The sequence below is a fragment of the Paracerasibacillus soli genome (genome assembly GCF_042432965.1).
GTDB lineage: Bacteria > Bacillota > Bacilli > Bacillales > Amphibacillaceae > Paracerasibacillus > Paracerasibacillus soli.
In genome coordinates this window covers 114168-136412 of sequence record NZ_JBHLWL010000062.1, presented here as the reverse complement: position 1 = coordinate 136412, position 22245 = coordinate 114168, and the positions used below count along the sequence as shown (strand labels likewise).

The window sequence follows — 22245 nt, the reverse complement described above, 5'->3', positions numbered from 1 at the left end:
CTTTAATTCTACAGGGAAACTCACTTGTTTTCTATTTTTACTAATACTAAAAATAGTGTTAGTGAATTTTTATCACCAACACTATTTATTGTAGAGCCATTTAAATCGATTCCATAATAGTTTTTATAAAAAGTTCCTATACCATTTATATTCACGTTTTTTTACTTTATTCATACAGGTTACGATGAAACCGTAGTTGACATGTCATATAATCATCATGACTTAAATAATTGCAGGTGTGCTTGCACTGTTCTAATGGTGTTTGCTATGATAAACATAGCTTTCAGGAGAATTGGTGATATTATAAATGGACGAGTTTCAATTTATCGAAAGTATTAAACCTATTTATTACAAACAGCCCAGCTTAATTAAAGGAGTAGGCGATGATGCTGCGGTGATACGTAATACATCAGAAGATATGGTTACATCTGTGGACGTTTTTGTTGAAGGTGTCCATTTTACAAAGCAAACGATGCGACCATATCATGTAGGATATCGGGCACTTGCAGCAAATATAAGTGATTTAGCAGCAATGGGTGCACTACCTGCTTTTTATTTAGTTGCAGTAACGATTCCAAAAACATGGCATCCCTCGGAAGTAAGAGAAGTATACGACGGGATGGCGGAACTAGCAAAGATGTTTAAAATGGATCTAATAGGTGGAGATACTGTCTCAGGCAAAAGTTTTTCACTATCTATAACTGTAATGGGTTATGTGGAAAAGGATAAGGCCCGATATCGAAGTCATGCAAAACCTGAAGATATAGTCTTTGTTACAGGAACATTAGGTGATTCCCAAGCAGGTTTGTATATCCTTCAGCACCCAGAAGGGGAGTATAATAATAAGGATTACTTTATTAAGAGACATCAAATGCCGTCCCCACGAGTATCCTTTTCACAAAATTTACATTCCATTAAGAGAATTGCCTTAAATGATATTAGTGATGGCATCGCAAATGAGTCCCGAGAAATCGCAAAAGCATCGGGGGTATCCATCGTTATAGATGAAAAGCACTTACCAATACATGAATCAATACAGCAATTTCCTCAATCACTAAATACGAAATGGAAATTATTTGGTGGTGAAGATTTTGAATTGCTAGGTACGGTTGCACCAGATGAATGGCATCATGTAAAACAGGCTAGCAACAATGCAAAGGTGAAAGTAACTGCGATAGGCAAGGTTATTATTAGTGAAACCAAAGATACTGTTTTTATGCATACAAATCATGATAAAATAGTGGAGTTAGAAAGTAAAGGGTATACCCATTTAAAGTAGGTGAATAGCGTGACTGAATTTCAGATACAATCTGCAACCGAAGAAGAAACAATGAAGCTTGCAGAAACATTAACACAATATTTGAATCCTGGTGATGTGATAACCCTTGAGGGAGACTTAGGTGCGGGTAAAACAACATTTACAAAAGGAATAGCCAAAGGTCTTGGTGTAAAACAGATTGTAAATAGTCCTACCTTTACAATCATTAAGGAGTATGAAGGTGATCTCCCTTTTTACCATATGGATGTCTATCGGTTAGAAGACATGGATGAGGATATCGGCTTTGACGAATATTTTGATGGGAAAGGTATAACTGTTGTTGAATGGGCACATTTCATTCAAGATTATTTGCCTGAGGAACTACTCAACATTACAATTTCATATAAAGATGAACATTCACGAGTTCTTGTATTTCATCCGGTAGGACAATACTTTACATCAATCGTAAGTAAATTACTCGAGATTTGAGGAGAAATAGAATATGTATACATTAGCAATCGACACATCAAATCAAGTACTTGGAGTTGCCATTACGAAGGAAAACGTACTGGTTGGAGAGATTGTTACAAATATAGCTAAAAATCACTCTGTTCGTTTGATGCCTGCTATTGATCAATTAATGAAGGAATTGCAAATAAAACCTTCTGACTTAGAAAAAATTGTAGTAGCAAAAGGTCCTGGTTCATACACGGGTGTGCGAATAGGTTTAACAACAGCAAAAACGTTGGCATGGGCATTAAACATTCCAATTGTTGGCGTTTCAAGTCTGGAAGTTCTTGCTTATCAAGGAAAGCTTTCCAAAGTCTTGATATGTCCCTTTTTTGATGCACGAAGGGGATTAGTATATACCGGACTATATAAGTGGCAGAATCGTCAAATGCAGCTCATCCATGAAGAGGTTAATGTAATGATGGAAGATTGGTTAGAACAATTATTACGAAGAAATGAAGATATAATTTTTCTAAGTCCCGATATGCACCAATTTAGAACAATTATTACGGAAATGATGGGTGATAGTGCAATTATTCCAGAAGATATATTCCAAATTGCAAATCCAACTCATCTTGCATTAGCGGGATTAAATAAGGAAGGCGACCAAACCCATTTATTAGTACCGAATTATTTGCGTTTAGCTGAAGCAGAAGCGAAATGGATTGCTGCCCAAAAAGAGGGGCAGTAATATGGGTGAAGTAATGATTCGTAAGATGGAACTGGATGATATAGCAGATGTGTATACGGTAGATAGTGCTTCATTTCCTGTTCCATGGACGAAAGAAATATTTTATCAGGAAATAGCATTGAATTCACATGCATATTACTATGTTTTGTTGTTAGATGAACATATTGTTGGTTATGTTGGAATGTGGATTGTTGAGGATGATGCTCAAATAACAAATATTGCTATCCTTCCTTCGTTCCGTGGTTTGAAGTTAGGGGAAAAATTATTTCGCTTTTCTATACAAATGGCAATGTATCATGGTGCAGAACGTTTATCGTTAGAAGTTCGTGAATCAAATATTGTAGCACAAAATATGTACCGTAAGTTTGGATTAGTTCCAGGTGGAATTCGTAAAAAATATTATACAGATAATAAAGAAGATGCTATTGTAATGTGGGTGACATTAACATGAAAAAAAATATGTATATACTAGGTATTGAAACAAGTTGTGATGAAACTGCTGTTGCCATTGTGAAAAATGGTACGGAAATTGTAACGAATATAGTTGCATCACAAATTGATAGTCATAAACGGTTCGGTGGTGTTGTTCCGGAAATTGCTTCCCGCCATCATGTTGAACAAATTACGATTGTACTTGACGAAGCAATAAAGGATGCGAAAGTGTCGTGGGATGAAATTGATGCAATTGCAGTGACGGAAGGCCCAGGTTTGGTAGGTGCTTTACTAATCGGTATTAATGCAGCAAAGGCATTAGCTTTTGCGAAGCAAAAACCATTGGTAGGGGTTCACCATATTGCAGGACACATTTATGCAAATCGTTTGCAACAGGAGTTTACCTTTCCACTATTAGCCTTAATTGTCTCCGGAGGACATACGGAGCTTGTTTTAATGAAAGAACACGGTCACTTTGAGGTAATTGGTCAAACAAGAGATGACGCAGCTGGAGAGGCTTATGATAAAGTAGCAAGAATGCTTGATTTACCTTACCCAGGAGGTCCACAAATAGATAGATTAGCTGCAGTAGGTGAACCGACAATTGCCTATCCACGTGCGTGGTTGGAAGAGGATAGTTATGATTTCAGTTTCAGTGGACTAAAGTCAGCTGTAATCAATTCTATTCACAATGCAAAGCAACGCGGTATTACATTGAAGAAAGAAGATGTTGCAACTAGCTTTCAGGCTAGTGTAATTGATGTTCTAACTGAAAAGACATACCGTGCAGCACAGCAATATGACGTCAAACAAGTTATAATTGCAGGTGGAGTAGCTGCAAATAAAGGATTACGAGCTGCATTAACGGATAAATTTTCCCAATCAAATATACCGCTTTTAATCCCACCATTATCTTTGTGTACAGATAATGCGGCAATGATTGCGGCTGCGGGAACGATAGCCTATGAACAAGGAAGAAGGTCTGGTCTAGACTTAAATGCAACCCCCTCTTTATTATTAAAATAGAAATAATCCACAGGATACACATAACTTGTCCACAGTATTGTGCATAAGTTTAAAAAGGTAAGTAAAATCAAGAATCTCATTTGTGGATAAAATACAGTGGAATGACACAAAAATATGTGGACAAGGTGGATAACTTTGTGTGTATCTTGCTATACAGGGATGAAACACAAAGAATAACTTGTGGATAACTACTTTGCTCCTCTAAAAATAGAACTTCAGAAATTTGGTGATAGAAGTGACACATAAACAATCACACTTTACACGTTATGATTTAATTATTTTAATTATGTGCTTTATGGCAGTTAGTTTATTAGCGATATATAATGCCCAACAGCTCCAGCAGTATGGTGGAAGTAACTTTGTGATGAAACAATTTGTCTGGTATGCTATTGGGATCATGTTTATTGTTTTGATTCAGTTTTTTGATTTGGATCAGCTAAAAAGAGCAAGTTTATATATTTATATTGCAAGTGTTATTGTACTTATTATCTTGTTTATCAGTCCGGCTAGTATTGCTGAAGCTAAAAACGGTGCAAAAAGTTGGTTTAATCCAAAAGGCTTACCATTATCCATTCAGCCATCTGAGTTTGCGAAAATTGGACTGATACTTTACTTGTCCACAATTATTAGTAATCATAAGGAAAAGTTTGTGGATAGTACAATTAAGTCTGATATTTTATTGTTAACGAAGATTATTGTGATTACATTAATCCCAATTGCTTTTATTGCGCAGGAACCTGACTTTGGTTCTTCCATGGTGTATGTATTTATTGCGGGTATGTTTGTTTTTCTTTCAGGTATTAACTGGAAGATTATTGGCACATTAGTAGTGGGTGGAGTAACAGTTATTGGTGGCGCTTTGTGGATTATTATTTCCTTTCCTGATATGTCACAGCATGTATTAGGGCTTGACCAATATCAAATTGATCGTGTGTTGAACTGGTTTGATCCAGATCATCAATCGAGTGATACATTTCAATTTGATCGATCATTGATGGCGTTAGGATCTGGACAATTATTCGGAAAAGGATTAGGACCATCGGAAGTTTATTATCCCGAGGCGCATTCAGACTTTATCTATTCTATGATAGGGGAGAGCTTTGGTTTTGTGGGAAGTGCCCTAGTTGTCTTCCTATATTTTATATTACTGTATAGGCTTTTAACACACGGTCTAAGAAGTTATGAACATTCCATTTTTGGATCATTTATTTGTTTTGGTGTATTAAGCTTTATATTTATCCACGCTTTTCAAAATATCGGGATGATTATCGGTATTATGCCAATCACAGGGATTCCACTATTGTTATTAAGCTATGGAGGAAGTTCTGTCATGTCGACCATGATTGGTATAGGACTCGTTTATCGCGTTGCCGTTGAAAATGCAATTCAAGATGATTATTTATTTAAATAAAAAGAAGTCGAGTGAACAAGTTTAATTTGTCCACTCGACTTTTTTCAATAAGAAGTTTCACATACGGTTACTATTACCTTGGTGGGGAAAATATTTGATTTTCCGTTTGTCAAAATGCGCTAAGTTGTTCTTGGAGCATTTCCCATTCTTTCATTTTAGTATCTAACTGAAGTTTAACTTGTTCAACTTCTTTCGTTAGTGCCAGTGCTCTTTCGTGATCCTGAAATATCTCAGGTTTCGTCATATCTAATTCTAACATCTCATGTGTCGTTTCAAGCTCTTCGATTGTTTCTTCAACCTTCATAATTTGCCGTTCAATTTTACGAATTTCACTTTGACGCCGTTTTTCTTCTTGAAAGTTTTGTTTTCGGGATTCTTGTAGGTCATTCTGAGTAGATGTTTCTTCCAGCTGTTTAAGTTCCATTTGTTCTTGTTTTTTATCCACATAATAATCATAATCACCTAAGTAAAACTCTGTACTATCCGTGTCCATTTCGAAAATATGATCGGCTATTTTATTTATAAAATACCTATCGTGGGAAACAAAAATAATGGTCCCGGGAAAGTCAAGAAGTGCACTTTCTAAAACCTCTTTACTATCAATATCTAAGTGGTTCGTTGGTTCATCAAGAATTAATAAGTTCGCTTTTTGCATTCGTAATTTTGCAAGCGCTAATCTCGCCTTTTCACCACCACTAAGTGAATGGACAGGTTTTAAAACATCATCACCAGAGAATAAGAAATTACCTAGCATAGTTCGTATATCTTTCTCCATTACAGTAGGATACTCATCCCATAATTCCTGAAGTACCGTTTTATTAGAAGAAAGGTCAGCTAATTCTTGGTCATAGTACCCAATTTGCACATTTGTGCCAAGTTGGATTGTCCCTTTATTTTGTGCTAATTTCCCAGTAATAACTTTTAGTAATGTTGTTTTACCGATACCATTTGGTCCTACAATGGCGATTCTATTTCCACGCTCTACACGAAGCGATATATGCTTGAAAAGTAAAGCAGATGAATCATCATATCCAAAAGCTACATCTGTTACTTGCAATACATCATTACCACTTCTTTTATTAATTTCAAAGGTAAAAGTAGCGGACGCCTCATCTCCTAAAGGTCTATCCAGCACATCCATTTTTTCAAGTTGCTTTCGTCTACTTTGCGCTCTTTTCGTTGTGGAGGCACGAACAATATTTCGCTGAATAAAATCCTCCATTTTTTTTATTTCAGTTTGTTGCTTTTCGTATTCCTTTAATTCTTGTTCATATTCTTGAGCACGTAATTCAAGGTATTTTGAATACGTACCATAGTATTTTTTAATCGTGTGTCGAGAAATTTCATACACGATGTTTACAGTTTTATCTAAGAAATAGCGATCGTGGGAAACAATAACGACTGCGCCAGGATAATTTGTTAGGTAACCTTCCAACCATGCCAATGTTTCAATGTCTAAATGGTTTGTCGGTTCATCTAAAATTAATAATTGTGGTTTGGAGAGTAAAAGTTTCCCTAATGCTAGTCGCGTTTTTTGACCACCACTTAACTCCGTGATAGATGTGTCATCTTCATAATCTTGAAAGTGTAGCCCGTTTAATACGCTGCGGATTTCGGCTTCATATGTGTAGCCACCATTTTCATCATATGTATGTTGCAATTGATCATATGAGGCTAATAGTTTTTCATATTCTCCTTGTGATAAGTGATGTGCGTCGGCCATTTTTTGCTCAACAGCACGCAACTCTTTTTCTTGCGCAATTAAAGGTTCAAATACGTCAATCATTTCATTCCAAATTGTCTTTTCCGATTCAAGTTCCGTGTGTTGCGATAAATAACCAATTGTTAATTGTTTTGTTTGGAATATATCCCCAACATCGTAAGTTTCTTGATGAGCCATTATTTTTAATAATGTAGATTTCCCAGCACCGTTACGACCAACAATCGCAATACGATCACGGTCTTTAATTTCTAATTTTATATTATTTAAAATTTCTTCAGCACCAAAGGATTTTGAAATCCCTGTTAGTTGCATCAGTATCATGATATTTCACCTCAAAAAAGCATCATTATTTATAAGGAAGTTTAAAGGGCTCAAAAATATGATACCCGGTCCTTATTTATCACAGACTATATGGTTATCACTTCAAGCGTGGAAGTGTCAATTAACAGAAAGTCAAAAGCCCGATTCGTTCGGGCCTAAAAGACGTAGGTTACAATGGTATTGCAACAGGAAGTTGCGAACGTAGCCTTTGTTCCCATAAGTAGGGAAAGTGCGGTTATCTATCTTTTTAAACACGCCCGATAATCATATATATATCATTATAATGGTAGTTGTCGTTAAAGTGTAGCTAAATTAAGTATTCCACGCAATACATTTGTGAATATAATCACGATTTTATACCATTTTTCTGTAAAAATTGGTATAGTAGAAGAAAAGGTTCATTATCTTAGGGGTGAGAGAATGACTGATTTTACACATTTTAACAAAGAAGGTCGGGCACATATGGTTGATATTAGTGAAAAGTCCGAATCGGAAAGAATTGCTGTGGCGCGCTCAAGTATTTTTGTAGCAAAAGAAATATATGAGAAGATTATTAATCTTTCAGTTGAAAAAGGGGATGTGCTTGCTGTTGCACAAATTGCAGGCATCATGGCGGCAAAAAATACTTCGCAGATTATTCCAATGTGTCATCCTTTGCAATTAAAAGGAATAAACATTACATTTGATTGGAAACTAGATGAAGCAACATATGAATTAGAGATAATATCTACAGTTAAAACAAAAGGGCAAACAGGTGTAGAGATGGAAGCGTTAACGGCAGCATCAGCAGCTGCCTTGACAATATATGATATGTGTAAGGCAATTGATAAAGGAATGACGATTGGTCAAACTTATTTAATAGAAAAAACAGGTGGAAAATCTGGGGATTACAAACGTTCGTAACGAAGAAATAAACAAAGTCAGCTAGCAGCTAGGAGGAATAATAATGGAACAAAGTAAAATTCCACAAGCAACAGCAAAGAGATTACCGTTATATTACCGATTTTTAAATAATTTACAGCACCAGGGGAAAAATCGCGTTTCCTCAAAAGAGTTGAGTGAAGCAGTTAAAGTTGATTCAGCGACAATACGACGAGATTTTTCCTACTTTGGGGCTTTAGGTAAAAAAGGTTATGGATATAATGTAGAGTATTTGCTTGGGTTTTTTCGTAAAACATTAGATCAGGATGAATTAACCGAGGTTGCGTTAGTTGGAGTAGGTAATTTAGGAACTGCTTTTTTAAAATATAACTTCTTAAAAAATAATAATACGAAAATCGTAATGGCTTTTGATGCAGACGAAAGTAAAGTAGGAATGGATTTCGGTGGAATTCCTGTTTACCATATAGATGAACTAGCGGAACACGTTGGTAATGTGAAAGTGGCTATCTTAACGATTCCAGCGACGGAGGCTGACAATATTGCTGAGAAGTTAGTTGAACATGGCATTGAAGGGATTTTAAACTTCACACCAGCTCGTATTACGGTGCCTGATCATATTCGGGTACATCATATTGATCTCGCAGTTGAATTGCAAGCACTTGTTTATTTTCTAAAACATTACCCATTAAAAAAAGATGATTAAATAGACATGGCTGGGACAAAACCAAAGTGTCAGACCCCTCCCTCAACTACTACACGCAGTATGAAACACGGAACTTTTTACTAGTTATAGTATTTGAACGAGGATGTCAGACTGTCCCAGCCTCATTATCTTTTTTTTGAAGTTTTAAAATGTAGCATCATCAATCTAATTGCTAAACCAAAATCCAGTGTAGCAATGGCTGCAATTAATAGGGTTGTAATATTCCACACGGTATCTTCTACACTTTGTATTGCAATGAATAGGAAAAAGGTTCCCATGAGAAAGTATACTATTCCTTTTGTAAGTAAAGAATTTCGCATTGTTTTTTATCCTCCAAATAGGTGTAAAATTACTTGTGTCTTTTGTTGTATATCTTCTGGGAGATTAAAGTTAAAATATAAGGCGATTGCATTCATTAACATATGTACAGCAATAGGTACAAGTATCCGTTTTGTTTTTACATATAAAAAGGCAAATACAAGTCCCATGGAACTATAGACGAGAATATGCTCTGGCTCTCCATGAATGAAACCGAACGCTAAGGCCGATAAAATTGCGGCAACAAAAAAGTTTGTTCTCTTATAAAGTGTACCGAAAATGATTTTTCTAAAAATAATCTCCTCTAAAATAGGTGCAATCAATGTTGTGATAATGATAAAGGCAGGAAATAACTTTGCAATTTCTGTAATAAAGCGTGTGTTTTCTGATTGTGTTTCGACATTGAATACATATAATTCGATTGCGCCAGCTATACCTTGTCCTAAGAAGGCCATAAATACACCAACGATAATCCACATTATGGTAGATTCCGCGCCAGTTGCGTTTTCATCTACACCCGCCTTCATATCGGGTTTCATCAAGAATAAAACGGCGATTAAACAAGCAATGAAAGCAAATATAGAATAGTATACTACGATTGTTGCATTTTCAAATGGAAGCCATTTAAGTAAGGGTGGGACGACGATTAAATTTGAATACTGCATAATGAAGTAGGCGATGATGACCCACCAATAACGTTTAGCCAATGAGAAAAACTCCTTCTTGATTTAATTTTATCTTCAATACTTTGTATGAAAACATGTATGAAGTATTTTAACATAATTAACGGTACATATCGTATATTATAACTCATTCAAAATGTATGAAGGCTTTTTAAAAAAATGTACAGGATCAAACTATCTTGTATGTATTTGCTAATTCCCTTATTCACAGTAATGCCTCGGTACAAAACTTCGCATATCTTAGGGTGCTGCCTCAGCATGGGTATAGTGAGAATAGTTGAAATTAAAAATCACATCGTACATAGGAAAACATTAAATGTGACAAGCAATTGACATTTTTACATAAAAAAGAAGTACAATACTTGCATTTTTTTTATAAATTAATTAATATATTAATTGGTGTTAGCACTCGCAATAGAAGAGTGCTAATAAAAATATGAGGAAAAGGATTAAGGAGGTTGTCTACATGATTAAACCACTAGGAGATCGCGTTGTCATTGAACTTGTAGAACTTGAAGAAACAACAGCAAGCGGTATTGTATTACCAGATTCAGCTAAAGAAAAGCCACAAGAAGGAAAAGTTGTTGCTGTTGGATCAGGCCGTGTGACGGATAGCGGTGAAAAAGTAGCACTTGACGTGAAAGAAGGAGATCGTATTATTTTCTCCAAATATGCTGGAACTGAAGTGAAATATCAAGGCACTGAATACTTAATTCTTCGTGAAGACGATATTTTAGCTATTGTAGACTAATTTTTTAATATGTATTCAAAAACGGATGTAAATAGAACGTTTTGAATATCTACTTAAAGAATATGATTATGTTGTACTGAAAATAAGGAGGTCATTCACATGGCAAAGGAAATTAAATTTTCAGAAGGCGCACGTCGTTCATTAATGCGCGGTGTAGATAAATTAGCAGATGCTGTAAAAGTAACGTTAGGACCAAAAGGGCGTAACGTTGTTTTAGATAAAAAGTTTGGTTCACCTTTAATCACAAACGATGGTGTAACAATTGCAAAGGAAATTGAATTTGAAGATCGCTTTGAAAATATGGGAGCACAATTAGTATCTGAAGTTGCATCAAAGACTAATGATGTTGCTGGTGATGGTACGACAACTGCAACTGTGTTAGCACAAGCACTTATTCACGAAGGTTTGAAAAACGTTACAGCTGGCGCAAACCCTGTAGGCGTACGTCGTGGTATTGAAAAAGCTGTTGATTCAGCTGTTCAAGGCTTACGTGACATTTCAAAACAAATTGAAGGAAAAGAATCAATTGCACAGGTTGCAACAGTATCTTCTGATGATGCTGAAGTAGGTAACTTAATCGCTGAAGCAATGGAACGTGTTGGTAACGACGGTGTAATTACAATCGAAGAGTCAAAAGGATTCACAACAGAATTAGAAGTTGTAGAAGGAATGCAATTTGACCGCGGTTATGCTTCACCATATATGGTAACTGACCAAGATAAAATGGAAGCTATTTTAGAAGATCCATATATTTTAATTACAGATAAGAAAATTAGTAATATCCAAGAAGTATTACCTGTACTTGAACAAGTAGTGCAACAAGGTAAGCCACTTCTTCTAATTGCAGAAGATGTTGAAGGTGAAGCGTTAGCTACATTGGTAGTAAACAAACTTCGCGGTACATTTAATGCAGTAGCAGTAAAAGCACCTGGATTTGGTGATCGTCGTAAAGCAATGCTTGAAGACATCGGTATTTTAACAGGTGGAGAAGTAATTACTGAAGAATTAGGTTTAGATCTTAAAGGTGCTACAATTGAACAACTAGGCCGCGCTTCTAAAGTTGTTGTTACAAAAGAACATACAACTATTGTAGAAGGTGCTGGTAACCCTGAAGCTATTACTTCACGTGTAGCACAGATCCGTGCACAAGCAGAAGAAACAACTTCAGACTTTGATAAGGAAAAATTACAAGAGCGCTTGGCTAAACTAGCTGGTGGCGTTGCAGTAATTAAAGTTGGAGCAGCTACTGAAACAGAGTTAAAAGAGCGTAAACTACGTATTGAAGATGCGCTAAACGCAACTCGTGCAGCAGTAGAAGAAGGTATCGTTTCTGGTGGAGGTACAGCTTTAGTAAACGTATTTAGCAATGTAGCAAAACTAGAAGAAACACTTGAAGGTGACGAAGCAACTGGTGCAAGAATTGTCCTACGTGCACTAGAAGAGCCAGTACGTCAAATCGCGTTTAACGCAGGTTTAGAAGGATCTGTTATCGTGGATCACTTGAAGAAAGAAGACGTAGGTGTCGGCTTTAACGCTGCTACTGGCGAATGGGTAAACATGATTGATACTGGAATTGTAGACCCTACAAAAGTAACACGTTCCGCTCTACAAAACGCAGCATCTGTAGCGGCTATGTTTTTAACTACAGAAGCAGTTGTTGCAGACATCCCTGAAGAAGAACCAGCAGGAATGCCTGATATGGGTGGCATGGGCGGCATGCCGGGAATGATGTAATTCCAACCTAATAAATGTTGATATGACGGAGTTTGCTGAGTGCAAACTCCGTCTTTTTTGTAAAAATGTTACGGAAATGTCACGCATTATGCAAAAACAATCATAAACTGTTTGCTGTGAGAGTAGTCAATGAAAATTAAAAATCTATCTATATCGGCTCTTGTTCTCAATTTAACAGAACGAAGGCCGTTTTTTTTTACGTGCTATCTATTCTTAGACCTTTTGTCATGGTTGAATATCAGACAAAAGCATTATTTTACTTCACACATATTGTTTTGAAAATTTCGTATGATAATATAGTAGACAATTGTGATGATAGAAAGGCTGGGAAGTATGTGGCTACGAATGAATCAGAGGATGGTAGACAACGTAATCGACGGGTGGAAATAATATTACAGTATGAAGCGCCAGATAATGAATAAATTATCAATCATGTGAATTTCCCAAAAAATAATTTATTTATCATCAAGCAAACTAAACAGGTTAACTCATAGCGTAGGGGTAACATAATTTTCTAGGTAGTTGTAATCATTTTTCTGAAATAGTCTCCTCATTATATGAATATTACGTATAATAAGGAAGAGAAATGCTTTGGAATGATCTTGCTTCATTTCATATTAAACAAGAACAGGGGGGATAACGTAATGGCAAAGGACTATAAGGATTTGTTAGAAGAGGAAAGAGAAGATTTTGTGAAGGTTGATTATGTAAGAAAAGAGGGGGAACCAACTGCAGCCTTTAAAGGGGCATCTTGGGCAGCTTTAATGATAGGTGTTGCAGCTTATCTAATTGGGCTGTTCAACGCAACAATGGAGCTAAATGAAAAAGGGTACTATTTTGCAATTTTAGTATTCGGGCTTTATGCTGCAGTATCTTTACAAAAAGCAGTAAGAGATAAAGATGAAGGAATACCGGTAACGAATATTTACTTTGGTATTAGTTGGCTTGCACTTATTATATCTGTAGTACTTATTGGCATTGGCTTATACAATGCGGGAAGTATTCTTTTAAGTGAAAAGGGATTCTATGGTATGGCATTTGTTTTGAGTTTATTTGCAGCAGTGACTGTTCAGAAGAATATTAGAGATACAGAACGGGCGAGAGAAAGAGATTGAGTTTATTATCCGCAATGGAAGATGAATGAAATTATTAGTCTATTATGTTTGAAAAGAATAAAAGCCATTGTCCTAGAACGTCATAGTGAATAGGGCGATGGCTTTATTACTTCGCGGATCTCCTATTAAATGCTATCAGGCATAATGAATATGATGGGGGAATAAAATGCTAAAATTGAATTGTTTACATACCCCGTATCATTTCACGTGGCATAACTTCCAATATCCTCCTACTTATTTAAATTCACTACAAACAAATCTATATATCTAGGTAAGATAAATAGGGAATTCATGATTAGGTGCCCACTTTCCTTGGGAGAGGACAACTATTCGTACATTCTGACGCAGTTGCTTTTCCTTCGTATCATGGGGATGACTATCTAATTTTATTTATTAGTACAAATAGCCAAAGAAAAATAATCAGTTAGTAACTTGAAAGAAATAGGATGAAATGGGTATATCCTCATATTTTGTACCTTCCAAAAATGAACATTTAGACTCTTTTGTTTTATAACATTCTATATTATCATAACATTATAATGTTATATAGATAGAATGTTAGGGGGTGAGTGCTTAGTTAAAAGGGCGGGAACGTCTTAAAATATTAATGGGAGAAAGGTGATTGTTTTGGTTATGTCTAAAGTAAAAATAAATCCATTATACTTAGTTTTAGGTACCTTCATAATGATAGCGCTTACCTTGTCTTTTAATACGAATAAGGTTTCAGCGCATGGTTATGTAGATAATCCAAAAAGCAGGGCTGTTTTATGTGCTGAAGGTGTGAATAAAGATTGTGGCGGAGTGGTCTACGAACCACAAAGTATCGAAGGTCCTGGTAACTATCCAGAAGCTGGAGTTCCAGATGGTAAAATTGCTAGTGGTGGTGGCGTGTTTCCTGAATTAGATGAACAAGGAGAAAACCGCTGGGCAAAAGTGGGAATGTCAAGTGGTGCTTACACGTTCCATTGGACATTAACAGCAGCACACGCTACGAGCAATTGGGATTATTATATAACGAAAGAAGGATGGGATCCTAACACGCCATTGAAACGATCTGATTTTGAGCTATTCTGCTCTATCGACGATGGTGGAAAACGACCTGATTTTTCTGTTAGCCATGACTGTGTTATTCCAGAACGTTCTGGATACCATGTTATTTTAGCCTATTGGGAAGTTGCAGATACAGCTAATGCATTTTATCAAGTAATTGATGCAAACTTTGATGGTGACTTTGTTGAACCTGTTGACCCTCCTGGAGATGGTGACGATGGAAATGATAATGATGGAGAGAATCCAGCACTGCCAACTTGGGATTCTGAAACAGTGTATTTGGCTAATGACGAAGTAACTTATAATGGTAACGTATATAGAGCAAAATGGTGGACACAAGGAGACAATCCTGAATCATCCCATGCATGGGAGCTGATTTCTGAGGGTGATAATGAAAGCGGTGACAACGGAAATGGGGATGAAGGTAATAATCCGGAAGTTCCCGCTTGGGATTCGACAACTGTCTATTTAGCTCATGATGAAGTAACTTATAATGGTAATGTATATAGAGCAAAATGGTGGACACAAGGGGATACGCCAGGAGATTCCGGTGTATGGGAGTTAGTTTCCTAGGTGTCCATGAATACGGAGTTGAAACGAGCAACTAGAATAGCAGTTGCTGACACATAGTTTTTTGAGTGGTAATTGAATTTTGACGTCACTTGACTGAAGGTTTCCATTTTTAACCTAAACGTAAGTTTGGTATGTGGTGAGAACTTTACATGACATCATGATTCATGCGGACATAAATAATCGAGTAGGAGAGGGATGTATTCTCTTCTACTCGATTTTATTTTTAATAAAGATTGCTATTATGATACTGATTTATTCTCTTGATTTTCATATAGTTCTTTGCATACTTTTGGTGCTGTCCAAAATGTTGTGAATAGCAATAAGACAACAGGAACAGCAGTTACGACAATGAATGATTGTAATGCATTGACACTGCCCTCACCAATCGAGACTAAAACAATAGCAACTAACCCCATAACCAATGCATAAAAGGCTCTTAACCAACGTGGTGGATCACCATCACCTGATATCGCCATGGAAATTGTTAATGACATGGAGTCTGTCGTTGTTAATACGAAAATGATTGTAGCAAGTAAAAATAAGAAACCGAATATAACACCAAAAGGTAATTGCTCAGCAATTGCCATCATCGCTGCAGGTGGTCCGGCATCATTTAAAGCGGTTGATACTGAGCCAGGAAGTTTTATTTCTTGGAAGATTCCTGTTCCACCTATAACAGTAAACCAAAAAGTTGTAATAACTGGAGCGATGATTGCTACAGCTAAAACAATTTCTCGAATTGTTCGTCCACGAGAAATCCGACATGCGAAAACGGCCATCATTGGACCATACCCAACAAACCATGCAAAGAAAAACACTGTCCATAATCCAAGCCATGCTTCATCGCCACGGAAAGTATTCAATGATATAAATTGGTTGATATAGAGCCCAAATGCTTCAAAGTAATGATTAAAAATAAATAATCCTGGACCGAGCAATAAGACTCCAATAATTAACGCAACGGCTAAAATCACATTAAAGCTACTTAGAAACTGGATTCCTTTATGAATTCCAGTTACAGCCGAGATAGCTGCACCGATCACTAATAAAACAATAATGATAATATGAAGACTTAATGTATTGGATAAACCAGTTAAGGAGCTTAATCCATAGCCTGCTTGTAAACCTAAGAAACCAATCGGCCCTATTGTTCCAGCAGCGACAGCAATAATTGAGAATGAATCAACTATTGTTCCAAATATGCTTTTCTTCATAATTCTTTCGCCGAAAATTGGATATAGCAACGCTCTCGGTTTTAACGGCATTCCTTTATGGTAATGTGCGTACATTAATACAATCGTTCCTAACGTTCCTAAAATTGCCCATGATAGAAAACCCCAGTCAACGAAACTCATCGCTAATGCAGGTACAACCGCTTCTGGCGATCCATCCTCAATTCCAGAAAAATGAGGTGGCACAGATAGAAAATGACTTAATGGCTCTGCTGCTGCCCAAAATACGCCACCACCTGCTAACAATGTGCACATAATAATTGAAATCCATTTAAATGTACTCATTTCAGGTTTATCAATATTACCTAAGCGAATTTTTCCATATTTAGAAAATCCTAAAAATAATGCTATAAAAAATGTTCCTAATAACACAATTTGATAAATTAAACCAAAATAAGTCGCTGATAATCCAAAAAAGTAATCAACCATATCAGCCACAAAATCGGCATTGATAAGTGCAGTTATTACAAATAGTAACAATACACCACCACTTATAAAAAACGATGGTAAATCTAGTGAAGCTTTATTTCCTTTTGAACCTTCTTTCATTATTACATTTCCTCCAATTTTACTTTTGGTATGACTTGCTACTTGTTCATATATGATACTACCTACTGTTCGACTTAATAAATATATCCCCCTAACATCATTTCCCATCTAGGTGTTTGAAAACCTGTAAATGTTGCCAAATTCATAGGGAAAACTTGTTGAAAATAAAAAAAGGAATTATGCTCCCATAACAGAAGTCATAATTCCATCACCTTTTATATCCTAAAGTACTTTAGCGATTTTGTAAACCAAACTGCAGCTTGATCTATTGTATAAATGATTTACTTCATGCCAAAATACTACAAGGCTTCTTTCATACAAAAGTGAGATTATTATGTTCTATACCGCTAGCTGAAGCGGATTGTTTTTAACAAACTGGATGAGATTTCTGGGCATGAAGTTTAATGGTTAATTGGCTGTAAGACACAAATTAGAAAAAAATAGAAAATGTAGTCATTTTTTGATTTAAAACGATTGACGCTATCATAAATAAGAGATTATAGTGTTCATAATACATCATGAAGAAGTGGACAAGAGGGAGAAGCAAATGAAAGAACATCGTATGACATTAGCGATTTTATTAACGAATTTATTTATTGCATTTTTAGGAATTGGATTAGTTATTCCTGTATTACCAACGATTATGAATGAATTACATTTATCTGGTAGTATAGTTGGAAATCTTGTAGCTGCATTTGCCTTTGCACAGCTTATTGTATCTCCAATTGCGGGTAAATGGGTAGATAAATATGGACGTAAGAAAATTATTATTATCGGGCTATTATTTTTTAGTGCATCGGAATTGTTATTTGGAATAGGCAAAACAGTAGAAGTGTTGTTTGTTTCTCGACTATTAGGTGGTGTAAGTGCTGCATTAATTATGCCAGCTGTAACTGCTTTTATTGCGGATATTACGACGATGGAAACAAGGTCTAAAGCGCTTGGCTACATGTCTGCGTCTATTTCGACTGGATTTATTATCGGACCTGGTATTGGAGGTTTCTTAGCGGAGATCGGGCCGCGACTTCCGTTCTTTTCCGCAGCTGTCCTTGCACTAGTCTCTGCAGTTTTATCATATATTACGCTTCGCGAGCCGGAGCGGAATGAGGATGAAATAGATCAAAAAGCGACTGGCATCAGACGTGTATTTACACCGATGTATTTCATCGCCTTTATGATTATCTTCTTAACATCTTTTAGTTTGGCAGCATTTGATTCTTTATTTTCTTTGTTTGTTGATCATAAATTTTCTTTCACACCAAAAGATATTGCCATTGCTATTACTGGTGGGGCCATTGTAGGTGCAATCGCGCAAGTTGTCTTATTTGATTGGTTAACAAAACATCTCGGTGAAATTGGTTTAATCCGCTATAGTCTAATTTTTTCTGTTTTTCTTGTGTATCTTATGACGGTTGTAAGTTCGTATACAAATATATTGCTTGTGACAATATTCCTTTTTGTTGGGTTTGATTTGATTAGACCTGCGATTACATCCTATTTATCAAAAATTGCTGGGAAAGAACAAGGGTTTGTTGGTGGCATGAATTCAATGTTTACAAGTATAGGGAATATCCTCGGACCGGTAATTGGGGGTATTTTATTTGATGTGAATTTAAATTATCCTTTTTATTTTTCATCTTTATTTTTAATTGTAGGGGTAATGCTTGCGATATTTTGGAAAAGGCCAACTCAATTATCTTAAAGGCTATGTTCAAAAAAATTTACTTAACTGATTGCCCTCTTTTTTTACGTCGTTTTGCTTTGATACGTTTGTATCATTGATAAATAAAAAAACATGTTAGTAAACGAACAAAAAAGTGCAAACTATTCTTATGAAGTTTTCTTCAACACTGGAGGATTTTTATGAAAAAGAATAGATGGCACTTGTCTGAATGGATAGTCGGTATTTGTATACTTTCCTATGTAATCACAATATACATTTATTCGAATCTTCATTTGGATCGTACAGATGTTGTAATTGTTTTTTCAATCGTGACAGGACTAATTAGCAGTGTATGGCTTTATCGAACATATCGTGTCGTATCGAATAAACAAAAGTATGTTTGGCTGTTATTTTCTCTGGCGATTACTAGTCAGATTTTATCAAACATTATTTGGTTGCTCGTACGAACTTTTACGAAAACAACGCAATATCCGATAGTATCAAGTTTCTTTTGGGTATTATCCTTTCCATTATTTTTATACGCCCTGTACTATTTATTGAAGTTAATCAATAACGCAATGATAAGAAAAGGCTTCTTTTTTAATACCGTAATTTTTATTTGTGTTGCAACGACGATTAGTTTGCACTACTTGATTACACCTATCATTATGGTATCAAGTTCATCATTCATATTGGCTTTGAATTTAGTTTATCCAATAAGTGATTTAGGAATTATGCTTTTTATTGTAGGGTTATTCTTTCTATCTAGTTATACGAATGCAAAAAATATTATTAGAATGATTACCACTGCTTTTTTTATTCATATTGTTGCTGATTCCATATATGCATATCTTTTAAGTGAAGGAGAATCTATTCCTGGAGGTACCGCTGATTTATTATGGATAGTGGCTGTATTACTACTTGGATTGACTGGTTATAAGGTAACGGAAAAAGGAGATATCGACTTAAAGATAACGAAACAAATTGAGGTGGAAGACAATAAATTACCGTACGTTGTTGCTTTATTTTTATTACTGCTTGTATTAACAACTTATCAAGGCTATTTTAATATTCTTACGATCGGTTTGCACATTACGTTTTTATTTATTGTAGTAAAGCAGTTTATGATAATGGGAAGCAATCGCAAACTTGTGTCAGAATATCAATATTTGGCTTACCGTGATCCTTTAACTGGTCTATATAATCGAGCGAGTTTTATAAAGGATCTAGAAGAATTGTTTTGTAATAAGAGTGGTAATGATCGATTTGCTGTCTTTTTAATTGATTTAGACCGTTTTAAAAATATAAATGATACGTTAGGTCATAATTTTGGTGATCAATTACTTATGCAAGTGTCAGCACGAATGTCGGGAGCTATTAAGGAGCCAGCAAAGATTTACCGCACTGGCGGTGATGAATTTGTATTTATTGTCCCAGAAAATCCGCAACAGACGTATCAGGATATTGCAAATTCCATTTTACAACAATTTGAAAGGCCGTTTTTAATAGAAAATCGAACAATTTTTATTACACCTAGTATTGGAGGCAGTTTGTACCCGGAAAACGGCAAGGATGCGGAAGTATTAGTAAAACATGCAGATGCGGCGATGTATTTTGCGAAAAGCGGTGGTCGCAATAGTATTCAGTTTTATAATGCAAAATTAAATGAAGCAATTTCTAGAAAAGTAATGATTGAATTAGAAATGAGAAGTGCATTAGAAAAAAATCAATTTGAAATTTATTACCAACCAAAGGTAGAACTATCTACAAGAAATATAGTTGGTATGGAGGCATTATTGCGCTGGAAACATCCAGAGCTAGGGTTTATTTCCCCAGAAGAATTTATTCCAATAGCGGAAGATAGCGGACAAATTATTACAATTGGTGAATGGACGTTACGTGAAGCTTGTAAGCAGAATAAAAGTTGGGCAAGCAAAGGATTAATCGTCTCCGTAAATGTTTCTGTTCGCCAGTTTCAACAATGTGATTTTGTTCAAATAGTAGCCGACATCTTACAAAAGACAAATCTTCAACCAAAATTTTTGGAACTTGAAATTACAGAGAGTGTCATACAAAATTTGGATGAGTCTGTGAGCCTTCTAAAAAAGTTGCGTAAACTAGGTGTAAAGCTATCTATTGATGACTTTGGCACTGGTTATTCATCACTTTCTGTATTAAAAAGACTACCAATTGACACGTTGAAAATCGATAAAGCATTTATCGATGATATTTCTGACTCAGTGAACAAATCAATGCTAAAATCGATTATTGATATTGGTTTAAATATGAATTTGCGTGTAATTGCAGAAGGTATTGAAACGGAGGAACAATTGACTGTTTTAAAGGACTTTCATTGTACATACGGACAAGGGTTTTTATTTAGCAAACCTCTACCAAGAAATGAAATTGATCAAATAATATAAAGGAAATGTTATATTAAGGCTAGGATACCTTTGTCAAAAATATTAAAGAATGATTCTGATTATCAGTCTGATAAGCTCTTACTGAAGTAGTTTTACTTTTTTACATGTCTACTTTAGGGAGCGGCTTAGTCTTCGATTATCGGAATCATTTTTTTATGGATAATTTAACACGGCTGCCCGCGAACGGAAGTTTCTATTTATCGTTATTTTTGGGGGATGTTACGGGGGAAAAAACACAGGTTATAATAGTTCTAAATACCTAAAGTTCACACAAATGTCACAATTTATTCATCTTGCGTTCATATTAATGTGTACAAAAGCGTATTGTATTAATTATAATGGTATTAAAGCTTTGTAATGTAGCTAGATTGAAAACCCTAAATTGTAATGTGCAATAAAGATAGAAACGTTATGTTTGTTTGCAAACCATTGTTATGGGATATCAATCTGCTTTTATATTATTTTACCAAATAATTGGAGGAGGTCATACACATAACACGTTTTTTTACATTAAATCTATTAAAATCAAGTCGAACTCAATAAGAAAGGGAGAAAATAATGAATAAAAGATTTTCGTTAATTTTAGCTATTGCTGTAATGGTATTTTCTTTAATTGTTATTCCACATGGTACAGTTTTTGCAAAAGATATCGCAGATGGTACATATAAAATTAATTATGAAATGAAAGAAGCGGGCAGTAATAGTACATCTATTGCAGATGGATATTTTTCTAAGCCTGCAACGTTGACGGTAAAGAATGGCGTGAAGCATATTCAATTAACGGTGACGAGTAGCAAGATGATTAAATCTCTAAGTGCCCCAAGTGGACCAGTTGACGTGGTAAGTGATAGTGGCGATACACGAACAGTGAAATTTAGAGTTGATGGTAATTTATCACAGCCGGTTAACATGGAAATGCATATTGTAGTTCCAGATTTATATGATATGACGCATACGGCTCGCGCAGTTTTTGATGTGAGTGGACTACCTACAGCTGGTGATTCATCATCAGATGTCAATGAAAAGAAATCAGATGATGGAGCGGTAGCAACGGGCGGAGCGGAAGAAAACCCACCAACAGGTGATGATTCATCTATTATACTTTATGCTTCTTTATTACTAGCAGCTGTTATAGGAATGGTTGCCGTTTGGAAATTACGACCAGCACGTGACTAAAAGAAAAAGCTAATGAGGAGA

The 22245-nt window shown here is 35.6% G+C and carries 20 protein-coding genes; 16 read left to right on the top strand and 4 right to left on the bottom strand.

The genetic code is table 11. The annotated features are described in order from the left end of the window. The first annotated feature begins 307 nt into the window (after positions 1-307). The 6 genes from thiL (at position 308) to ACFFIS_RS16095 (ending at position 5328) form a co-directional block, all read left to right on the top strand. Entirely contained in the window at positions 308-1279 is a 972-nt protein-coding gene (thiL, locus tag ACFFIS_RS16120; protein WP_390188365.1) for a thiamine-phosphate kinase, read from the top strand. Positions 1280-1288: 9 nt separating this feature from the next. After that, entirely contained in the window at positions 1289-1747 is a 459-nt protein-coding gene (gene tsaE / locus ACFFIS_RS16115; RefSeq protein WP_320381368.1) for a tRNA (adenosine(37)-N6)-threonylcarbamoyltransferase complex ATPase subunit type 1 TsaE, read from the top strand. Between the two features lie 13 nt (positions 1748-1760). Continuing rightward, positions 1761-2459, top strand: coding sequence for a tRNA (adenosine(37)-N6)-threonylcarbamoyltransferase complex dimerization subunit type 1 TsaB (tsaB, locus tag ACFFIS_RS16110; protein ID WP_320381369.1), 699 nt, complete (start codon positions 1761-1763; stop codon positions 2457-2459). A gap of 1 nt (position 2460) precedes the next feature. Continuing rightward, positions 2461-2910 carry a ribosomal protein S18-alanine N-acetyltransferase gene (gene rimI / locus ACFFIS_RS16105; RefSeq protein WP_320381370.1) on the top strand — a complete coding sequence of 150 codons (450 nt, stop codon included), beginning with the start codon at positions 2461-2463 and terminating at the stop codon, positions 2908-2910. Further along, positions 2907-3917, top strand: a complete 1011-nt coding sequence (tsaD, locus tag ACFFIS_RS16100) for a tRNA (adenosine(37)-N6)-threonylcarbamoyltransferase complex transferase subunit TsaD (protein WP_390188363.1) — start codon at positions 2907-2909, stop codon at positions 3915-3917. Before rimI ends, tsaD begins: the two co-directional genes overlap by 4 nt. Before the next feature lie 235 nt (positions 3918-4152). Next, positions 4153-5328 (top strand): FtsW/RodA/SpoVE family cell cycle protein, encoded by a 1176-nt coding sequence (locus ACFFIS_RS16095; protein ID WP_390188361.1) that lies wholly within the window; start codon positions 4153-4155, stop codon positions 5326-5328. Between the two features lie 109 nt (positions 5329-5437). Here ACFFIS_RS16095 and ACFFIS_RS16090 read toward each other — a convergent pair whose 3' ends face one another. Beyond that, positions 5438-7372 (bottom strand): ABC-F family ATP-binding cassette domain-containing protein, encoded by a 1935-nt coding sequence (locus tag ACFFIS_RS16090; protein ID WP_320381373.1) that lies wholly within the window; start codon positions 7370-7372, stop codon positions 5438-5440. A gap of 420 nt (positions 7373-7792) precedes the next feature. Here ACFFIS_RS16090 and moaC point away from each other — a divergent pair, with 420 nt between their 5' ends. Together moaC and ACFFIS_RS16080 are read left to right on the top strand one after the other, a co-directional pair. After that, the gene (gene moaC, locus ACFFIS_RS16085; RefSeq protein WP_390188359.1) at positions 7793-8275 is read left to right on the top strand and encodes a cyclic pyranopterin monophosphate synthase MoaC; all 483 of its coding nucleotides are present in this window, start codon (positions 7793-7795) and stop codon (positions 8273-8275) included. A gap of 43 nt (positions 8276-8318) precedes the next feature. Continuing rightward, entirely contained in the window at positions 8319-8957 is a 639-nt protein-coding gene (locus tag ACFFIS_RS16080) for a redox-sensing transcriptional repressor Rex (RefSeq protein ID WP_320381375.1), read from the top strand. Between the two features lie 125 nt (positions 8958-9082). On the opposite strand, the gene ACFFIS_RS16075 is transcribed toward ACFFIS_RS16080, so the two are convergent. Together ACFFIS_RS16075 and ACFFIS_RS16070 are read right to left on the bottom strand one after the other, a co-directional pair. Beyond that, entirely contained in the window at positions 9083-9277 is a 195-nt protein-coding gene (locus ACFFIS_RS16075; RefSeq protein ID WP_390188358.1) for a YdiK family protein, read from the bottom strand. Positions 9278-9283: 6 nt separating this feature from the next. Beyond that, complete coding sequence (locus ACFFIS_RS16070) at positions 9284-9982, bottom strand: CPBP family intramembrane glutamic endopeptidase (RefSeq protein WP_390188357.1); 699 nt, start codon at positions 9980-9982, stop codon at positions 9284-9286. A gap of 412 nt (positions 9983-10394) precedes the next feature. On the opposite strand from ACFFIS_RS16070, the gene groES reads away from it, so the two are divergent. From groES to ACFFIS_RS16045, 5 genes are all read left to right on the top strand, one after another. Continuing rightward, positions 10395-10709 (top strand): co-chaperone GroES, encoded by a 315-nt coding sequence (groES, locus tag ACFFIS_RS16065; RefSeq protein ID WP_320381377.1) that lies wholly within the window; start codon positions 10395-10397, stop codon positions 10707-10709. A gap of 99 nt (positions 10710-10808) precedes the next feature. Then, entirely contained in the window at positions 10809-12443 is a 1635-nt protein-coding gene (gene groL, locus ACFFIS_RS16060; RefSeq protein ID WP_390188355.1) for a chaperonin GroEL, read from the top strand. Between the two features lie 227 nt (positions 12444-12670). Further along, complete coding sequence (locus ACFFIS_RS16055) at positions 12671-12865, top strand: hypothetical protein (protein WP_390188353.1); 195 nt, start codon at positions 12671-12673, stop codon at positions 12863-12865. A 222-nt stretch (positions 12866-13087) separates the two neighbouring features. Continuing rightward, entirely contained in the window at positions 13088-13558 is a 471-nt protein-coding gene (yiaA, locus tag ACFFIS_RS16050) for an inner membrane protein YiaA (protein ID WP_390188352.1), read from the top strand. Between the two features lie 633 nt (positions 13559-14191). Beyond that, the gene (locus ACFFIS_RS16045; RefSeq protein ID WP_390188350.1) at positions 14192-15181 is read left to right on the top strand and encodes a lytic polysaccharide monooxygenase; all 990 of its coding nucleotides are present in this window, start codon (positions 14192-14194) and stop codon (positions 15179-15181) included. 239 nt (positions 15182-15420) lie between these two features. On the opposite strand, the gene ACFFIS_RS16040 is transcribed toward ACFFIS_RS16045, so the two are convergent. After that, the gene (locus ACFFIS_RS16040) at positions 15421-16962 is read right to left on the bottom strand and encodes a BCCT family transporter (RefSeq protein ID WP_320381561.1); all 1542 of its coding nucleotides are present in this window, start codon (positions 16960-16962) and stop codon (positions 15421-15423) included. Positions 16963-17509: 547 nt separating this feature from the next. On the opposite strand from ACFFIS_RS16040, the gene ACFFIS_RS16035 reads away from it, so the two are divergent. The 3 genes from ACFFIS_RS16035 (at position 17510) to ACFFIS_RS16025 (ending at position 22224) form a co-directional block, all read left to right on the top strand. Beyond that, positions 17510-18664 carry an MFS transporter gene (locus ACFFIS_RS16035; RefSeq protein ID WP_320381381.1) on the top strand — a complete coding sequence of 385 codons (1155 nt, stop codon included), beginning with the start codon at positions 17510-17512 and terminating at the stop codon, positions 18662-18664. Positions 18665-18825: 161 nt separating this feature from the next. Continuing rightward, a complete protein-coding gene (locus ACFFIS_RS16030; protein WP_390188348.1) occupies positions 18826-21048 on the top strand; it encodes a putative bifunctional diguanylate cyclase/phosphodiesterase in 2223 nt (740 codons plus the stop codon). 558 nt (positions 21049-21606) lie between these two features. Further along, positions 21607-22224, top strand: a complete 618-nt coding sequence (locus tag ACFFIS_RS16025; RefSeq protein ID WP_320381383.1) for an NEAT domain-containing protein — start codon at positions 21607-21609, stop codon at positions 22222-22224. The last annotated feature ends 21 nt before the right edge of the window (positions 22225-22245 follow it).